Origin of the sequence: Stenotrophomonas sp. PA-6-5C, assembly GCF_021605635.1 — a bacterium.
Taxonomy (GTDB): domain Bacteria; phylum Pseudomonadota; class Gammaproteobacteria; order Xanthomonadales; family Xanthomonadaceae; genus Stenotrophomonas; species Stenotrophomonas lactitubi.
Genome location: NZ_WKEE01000007.1, coordinates 120,134 through 126,133 on the forward strand (window position 1 = coordinate 120,134; position 6,000 = coordinate 126,133).

General features: G+C 66.5%; 8 protein-coding genes. 2 read left to right on the forward strand and 6 right to left on the reverse strand.

The annotated features are described in order from the left end of the window. The first annotated feature begins 130 nt into the window (after positions 1-130). The gene (locus tag GIW57_RS04695; RefSeq protein WP_099819371.1) at positions 131-1,204 is read left to right on the forward strand and encodes an SRPBCC family protein; all 1,074 of its coding nucleotides are present in this window, start codon (positions 131-133) and stop codon (positions 1,202-1,204) included. A gap of 104 nt (positions 1,205-1,308) precedes the next feature. Then, a complete protein-coding gene (locus GIW57_RS04700; protein ID WP_100463880.1) occupies positions 1,309-1,680 on the forward strand; it encodes a DUF423 domain-containing protein in 372 nt (123 codons plus the stop codon). Positions 1,681-1,833: 153 nt separating this feature from the next. On the opposite strand, the gene GIW57_RS04705 is transcribed toward GIW57_RS04700, so the two are convergent. The 6 genes from GIW57_RS04705 to GIW57_RS04730 are packed head-to-tail and all read right to left on the reverse strand — an operon-like array spanning position 1,834 to position 5,817. After that, entirely contained in the window at positions 1,834-2,643 is an 810-nt protein-coding gene (locus GIW57_RS04705) for a M15 family metallopeptidase (RefSeq protein WP_236509287.1), read from the reverse strand. A gap of 9 nt (positions 2,644-2,652) precedes the next feature. After that, complete coding sequence (locus tag GIW57_RS04710) at positions 2,653-3,246, reverse strand: PH domain-containing protein (RefSeq protein WP_180163931.1); 594 nt, start codon at positions 3,244-3,246, stop codon at positions 2,653-2,655. Continuing rightward, positions 3,243-4,532, reverse strand: coding sequence for an alpha/beta fold hydrolase (locus tag GIW57_RS04715; RefSeq protein ID WP_236509288.1), 1,290 nt, complete (start codon positions 4,530-4,532; stop codon positions 3,243-3,245). The genes GIW57_RS04710 and GIW57_RS04715 overlap by 4 nt, the downstream gene beginning before the upstream one ends. Before the next feature lie 2 nt (positions 4,533-4,534). Further along, positions 4,535-4,714, reverse strand: coding sequence for a DUF4177 domain-containing protein (locus GIW57_RS04720; protein ID WP_089239544.1), 180 nt, complete (start codon positions 4,712-4,714; stop codon positions 4,535-4,537). Continuing rightward, on the reverse strand, positions 4,711-4,890 hold the full coding sequence (locus GIW57_RS04725; protein ID WP_005412615.1) for a hypothetical protein: 180 nt from the start codon (positions 4,888-4,890) through the stop codon (positions 4,711-4,713). The genes GIW57_RS04720 and GIW57_RS04725 overlap by 4 nt, the downstream gene beginning before the upstream one ends. Positions 4,891-4,935: 45 nt before the next feature. Further along, complete coding sequence (locus GIW57_RS04730) at positions 4,936-5,817, reverse strand: SPFH domain-containing protein (protein WP_236509289.1); 882 nt, start codon at positions 5,815-5,817, stop codon at positions 4,936-4,938. Positions 5,818-6,000 lie beyond the last annotated feature (183 nt).

Consider the following 6,000-nt stretch of genomic DNA (forward strand, 5'->3'; position numbering starts at 1 on the left):
TGCATACAAATGCGCCGCCGGCACGGAAACCGGTGCGCCAATCCCGATAACCAATGCCCGCGAAGCCTGCTAGGATTGGCGCTTCGCTTCAATCAACCCGGCCGTGGGATCGGCCCCGGAGACTCTCTGAATGACCCGTATTATCGAGTTCCTGATCGCCTTGGGGATCGTGGCTGGCCTGTTCGTCATCATTGGCGTCTGTCTGCCGGGCGAGCGTCACATCACCGAAAGCATCGAGACCAACCGCAAGATGACGATCGTGTACGACACGGTCAGCAGTCTGCGCCGCTTCAAGGACTGGAACCCGCTGGTACTGCGCGATCCCGCCGTTGAACTGAAGCTGTCCGGCCCGGCCTCCGGCGTCGGTGCCACTCTCGACTTCACCTCCAAGGACCTGGGCACCGGTTCCTGGAAGGTGACCGAAGCCGAAGAGAACAAGCGTGTTGTGATCGCCGTCGACGATGCCTCCAAGGGTCACGACAAGGTCACCACCTTCACCCTGGAGCCGACCGGCAAGGGCGGTCGCAACGTCAAGATCACCCAGGACTACTCGGTGAAGTACGGCTTCGACCTGTTCGGCCGCTACGCAGGCCTGTATGTCAGCCGCCAGATCGGCGACGACATCAAGATGGGTCTGTCGCGCATGGCGAACATGCTGGCCACCGTGCCGAATGTCGACTACCGCACTTCCGAAGCTCCGCTGACCGATCTGGGTATCGTCGATGTCCCGGCCGAGGACCTGCTGGTCGTCACCGCCGGCAACGTCGATCGTGGCCAGGACTCCATCACCAAGTCCATCAAGGACAACCAGGAGTGGATCAAGCGCGTGATCGAGGCCAATGGCCTGGAAGCCGCTGGCCCGCTGCGTATCATCACCACCGATTTCGGTGCTGAGAAGTACGCCTTCGACATCGCCCAGCCGGTGAAGAAGAAGGGTGCCGAAGGCGTGCCGGCCGAACAGCTGACCGTCAAGATCGACGGTGGCGCTCCGGTCAAGTACGTCCGCGTTGCTCCGCACCGCTCGGCGCACGCGGCCTACACCGGCCACATGGCAGGTCTGGACGTTGCCCGCAGCGCCCTGCGCGCCTGGGCCGTGACCTCGGGCAACGAAGTCATCGACCGTCCGTACGAAACCTGGAAGGACGGCGTGGACAAGTCGTTCACCCCGGAAGCCACGTACGACATCTACTGGGCCGTCAAGTAAGCCTCGGCTGACCCATGTAGTGTTGGACACGAAAACGCGCCGCTTCCTGCGGCGCGTTTTTTTTCATCCCGAGCCCGGTGTCGGGCATTGCGCAAGGAGCTGTCATGTTCAATTCCGAACGACGCGCGCGTAAACCGTCGTTGCTGGCCTGCCTGGGCGCGCTGCTGGCGGCCGCCTCGATCGGTCTGTCCGCCTATGCCGCGCATGGCGTGTCCGATCCGCTGGCGCAGCAGCACCTGAACATGGCGGCGTTGTACGCCTTTGCCCACGGAGCGGTACTGGCCGCCCTCGGCCCGCGCGCGCAGGGCGCGATCGCGCATCTGGCGTTGTACGTGTTGCTGTTGGGCGTGCTGTTGTTCTCCGGCAGCCTGCTGGGCGGTGCGCTGTGGCAGTGGCCGACGCGGCTGGCGCCGGTAGGCGGCACCACGCTGATGGCCGGATGGGTACTGCTGGGTATCAACGCGTTGAGACGCTGACCGCAGCGCCCACGCATCGGTAGCGCCGGCCCATGCCCGGCTTCAAGCGCAGCGACCCGCTTCTGCCTTTTGCTCTCTTGTTCCATTCCGTGGCGAACGCACGCGGAAACTGTCCGTGGCCGGGATCGCAGTCAAGCCTTCGCCACGAGGGGCTCAGCCGTTGGCCGGTTTCCAGCACCAGTGCCACGGCTCGTAGACGATCCCATGCGGGTTGTCGCGCGGATAGCTCAGATGGAACCCGTGCGTTCCCGCATTGGCCTGCAGCCACGCAAACGCGGCCGTCGCCTCGAAGGTCTCTTCTGCCGGCGCGTCCCCCGGTGTGCCGATATCCAGTGCGTGACCACTGTGGTGTTCGCTGAAACCGGGCGCGGCATTGACCTGCAGGATCTGCGGCACGCTCTGCCCGCGCGCCAGCTTGCGCTCGAAAATGCCGAGCTGATACGCATGGCTGCGGAAGCCGGAGATCGCGTCCAGTGCAATGCCGTCCCGCGCAGCGTGCAAGCGCATCCGCCGCCAGCCCTGCGCTGCGCCGCGACGCAGCCACAACGGGCGCGCGAAGCGATCACGTCCGGCGAAGTGCAGCAGGCAGGGCTCGGCCTCCAGCGCCAGCCCACTGTCCTGCGCATAGCGCTGCGCATCCAGGCCCAACTGTTGCAGGCGCTGCTGCAGGCCGGCCAGTGGCAGCCACTGCTCGTCCAGTGCAGCGCCAAACGGCCGTGACCGCGCCCCATCCAGCAACGCCAGCGCTTCCTCCACGCCCGGTTCGCGCGGCAGGCGCGGCACCAGCGAGTGCACGCCGTGCGCCAGTACCGCCGCCAGGTAGCGGCCATCCTGCTTGCGCCGCAGTACCCATTGCGCGCGCGCCAGCAGGCGCGCGTCGAGATTGCTGCGCGCGCGCAGCAGTGCGGCCGGCCACAATTCAACGGCCTCGGTATTGATCAACAGCGGAGTGGTGCGGTGCATCGATCCAGCTTACTGCCGTGGCGCCGTGGCGGCCACCTTGCGCAGCGCCTCCAGCAGCGCCTGCGGGCGCTCCAGGCTGAGCAGCAGGGTGCTGCCGCCGCGCACCGGAATCACCAGCGTGCGTGCGCGGTCGGTGACCAGGGCAAAGCCCTTGCCGCCGCCCTGCAGGCGGAAGTGCCCGGAGTAGAAGCCGGGCATGCTGTAGCCGTTGGTCTTGAAGCGGATGCCGTAGCGGCGATCACGGCCGAGGTCGACCACCTCGGCCTGGTCCAGCAGCAGGTCGGCCACCGGGGTGCGGCGGCGGTACAGCGTCGAACGCACGTCCAGTACGTTATCTGCCAGCTCCACCCGGCGGCGGAAAAACGCCCAGCCCAGGCCGACGCCCATCAGCACGATCACCGCCAGGCTCCATGCCGCGCTGCCACCCATCAGGAAAAACGGGGGCGACAGCGTGACCTCCATCCAGGGAGCGTCGGTGCGGCTGTCGTGCAGCTGCGACCAGATGCCGACGCCCAGTACCGCCAGCAGTGGCAGCAGCACCCACAGCACCCGCAGCGAGGAGCTTTCGGCGACGTCGAACGGACGTGCATCACTGCCGCTCATCGTTGCGACTCCACCCAACGCGCGACGTCATCGATCAGCTGCCCATCGACGTGGCCCGGCTGCGCGTATTCCTTCAATGAACTGGAGCCGCTGCCGGCGATGCCGATGTGGTTGAGAGCGGGATAGACCTTCCATTTCACGTCCGTGCGCTCGGCCAAGGCTGTTTTCCACAGTGCCCAATCCGTTTCCGGTACCTGGAAGTCGCGGCCGCCGTGCAGCATCAGCAGTGGTTTTTTCAGCGCCACCGCATCGCCACGTGCGTTCACCGCTTCGATGCTTTTCCAGAACGTCTGCGGCACGCCCAGTGGCAGTTCGCTGGCGGCTGCAGGCGTGTCGCTGCGGGCGGCGGCGATCTGCGCCGCCAGCTTGTCCAGGAACGCCTGCTCAGGCGCACTGATCGAGCCGTCCAGCGACAGCAGATAGCGGTTCTGCTCGGGCAGCAGTTCAAGCAACGTGCGTGCCGGTGCGGCCCACAGGATCGCACCGCGCGCCTGTGGCCAGCGGCTGGCGATGCGCGGGGCGAGCATGCCGCCCTGGCTGTGGCCGAGCACGAAGATCCGCTTGCCGTCGATGCGTGGGTCCGCAGCCAACGCGCTCAGCGCGGCGACGGCGTCGTCAGTTGTCTCGTCATCAACGTTGAAGCTGCCGCTCTGGAAATCCTGCGGGCGGGCATGGGTGCGCTTGTCGTAGCGCAGCACTGCGATGCCGTGTGCGGCCAGGCCGCGCGCGATGTCCAGGAACGGGCGGTTGCCGCCGATGGTTTCGTCGCGATCCTGCGGGCCAGAACCATGCACCAGCACTACGGCCGGGAACGGTCCTTTGCCCTTGGGCAGGGACAGCGTGCCGGGCAGTGCGCCGCGCGCCTGCGGTACGCTGAAATCGGCTTCGCTGTAGTTCGCGTCGGACGGCGGTGGCGGTGCCTTTGCGGCCGGGGCCGGGCGTAGCAGCAGCCCCGCCACTTTGTCCTGCGCGTTTACCGCCACCTGCGCGATCACCGCGCCACTGGCGAACTGCAGGGGGACGTCGACCAGGTGCAGGCCCTGCTGCTCGCTGCTGTGCGCCGGCCCGCGCTGCTTCAGTTCACCCAGCGATTGCCACAGGCCCTGCAGCTTGTCGGCAGGCACGGCCGCGGCCATCTGTGGGGTCAGCATGGCTTCGGCGTCGGCGATCCGCCCGGCCTGCAGGTGATCGAGCAGGCGTGCTGCAACCTGCTGCGGTTCACCCGCGGCTGCACTGGCGGACAACAGGGCGAGGGAAACAACAAGCAACGAACGGCGTGCGCTCATGGTCACAGCTCCTTCTTGAAGACCAGCAGGGCCGGGCGCATCGGCGCCGGGATGATGATGTTGACCAGTTCCCAGCCCAGCTGGCCCTGGCGGCTGAGTTCGGCCTGGATGTCATCGGCTTTCTGCAGGCCCATCATGGTGGTCTTGACCTCGACGGTCAGGTAGCTCCAGCGCTTGCTCATTCCTTGTCCTCCGGCGATGGCTTGGGTTTCGGCAGGCGTCCTGCCTTGCGCAGTGCGTCGCGCAGCACGTATTCGATCTGCGCGTTGAGGCTGCGCAGTTCATCGTCCGCCCAGCGCTGTGCGGCCGCCAGGACCTCGGCGTTGATGCGCAGCGGATAGGCTTTTTTCTCGCTCATGCAGACTCCTGGCGGGGCGGTGGGGCGCCCCGTTGCGAGGGTGGCTCAGTACAGCGAGCCGGTGTTGACGACCGGCTGCGTGCCGCGGTCCGAGCACAGCACGGTCAACAGGTTGCTGACCATGTGCGCCTTGCGCTCCTCATCCAGTTGCACCACGCCGTTCTTCTGCAGTTCGGCCAGTGCCATCTCGACCATGCCGACCGCACCGGCGACGATGCGCGTGCGTGCAGCGATCACCGCATTGGCCTGCTGCCGCTGCAGCATCGCCTGGGCGATTTCAGCGGCGTAGGCGAGGTGGCTGATGCGCGCATCGATCACCTGCACGCCGGCATCGGCGAGGCGCTCGGCCAGTTCGTTCTTCAGGTGCTGGGAGATCTCGCTGGCGTGGCTGCGCAGTGCCAGCTGGCCATCCTCGTGCTGGTCGTAGGGATAGCTGGTGGCCATCGCGCGCAGCGCCGATTCGGACTGGATGTGCACGAAGCTCTCGTAGTCGTCCACGTTGTAGACCGCTTCGGAGGCGTCGACCACCTGCCAGACGATCACCGCGGCGATCTCGATCGGGCTGCCGTCCAGCTCGTTGACCTTCAGCTTGCCGCTCTCGAAATTGCGCACGCGCTGGCTCACGCGTCGCTTGCTGAAGAAGGGATTGTTCCAGCGCAGGCCGTTGTCCTTGACGGTGCCTACGTACTTGCCGAACAGGCTGACCACCGCCGCCTGGTTGGGCTGCACGGTGTACAGGCCGGCCAGCGCGACAAGGGCCAGCGCGGCGATCAGCAGGCCGGCCAGGATCAGCAGCACGTTGGGCGAGCCGGTGCTGGCCTTCGCCGCGACCCCGGCCACGAACAGGGCGCCGCCGACGAGGGCCACGACCAGGGACCCGGCGAGCGCGCCCAGGCCGTTGAGGGAGGACAGCGACTTCTCTTTCATGGCGGTACGTCCTTGAGGATTCGAAATGAAGATATCAAATTGATATCACATTCGGGCTGCCGTTCGTCGGGCGGGTGTCCTCAGGCGATTCGGCCGGACCGGATAGAATGCCCACCCGCCTTCACATTGCTGCTGGAACCCCGCCATGGCCAAGCTTGGAACCCCGCTGTCCCCCTCCCGCAC

Excerpts from the sequence above, each read along its gene's own strand:
- GIW57_RS04695 (WP_099819371.1), top strand. The coding sequence starts at position 131 with ATGACCCGTATTATCGAGTTCCTGATCGCCTTGGGGATCGTGGCTGGC.
- GIW57_RS04700 (WP_100463880.1), top strand. The coding sequence starts at position 1,309 with ATGTTCAATTCCGAACGACGCGCGCGTAAACCGTCGTTGCTGGCCTGC.
- GIW57_RS04705 (WP_236509287.1), bottom strand. The coding sequence starts at position 2,643 with ATGCACCGCACCACTCCGCTGTTGATCAATACCGAGGCCGTTGAATTG.
- GIW57_RS04710 (WP_180163931.1), bottom strand. The coding sequence starts at position 3,246 with ATGAGCGGCAGTGATGCACGTCCGTTCGACGTCGCCGAAAGCTCCTCG.
- GIW57_RS04715 (WP_236509288.1), bottom strand. The coding sequence starts at position 4,532 with ATGAGCGCACGCCGTTCGTTGCTTGTTGTTTCCCTCGCCCTGTTGTCC.
- GIW57_RS04720 (WP_089239544.1), bottom strand. The coding sequence starts at position 4,714 with ATGAGCAAGCGCTGGAGCTACCTGACCGTCGAGGTCAAGACCACCATG.
- GIW57_RS04725 (WP_005412615.1), bottom strand. The coding sequence starts at position 4,890 with ATGAGCGAGAAAAAAGCCTATCCGCTGCGCATCAACGCCGAGGTCCTG.
- GIW57_RS04730 (WP_236509289.1), bottom strand. The coding sequence starts at position 5,817 with ATGAAAGAGAAGTCGCTGTCCTCCCTCAACGGCCTGGGCGCGCTCGCC.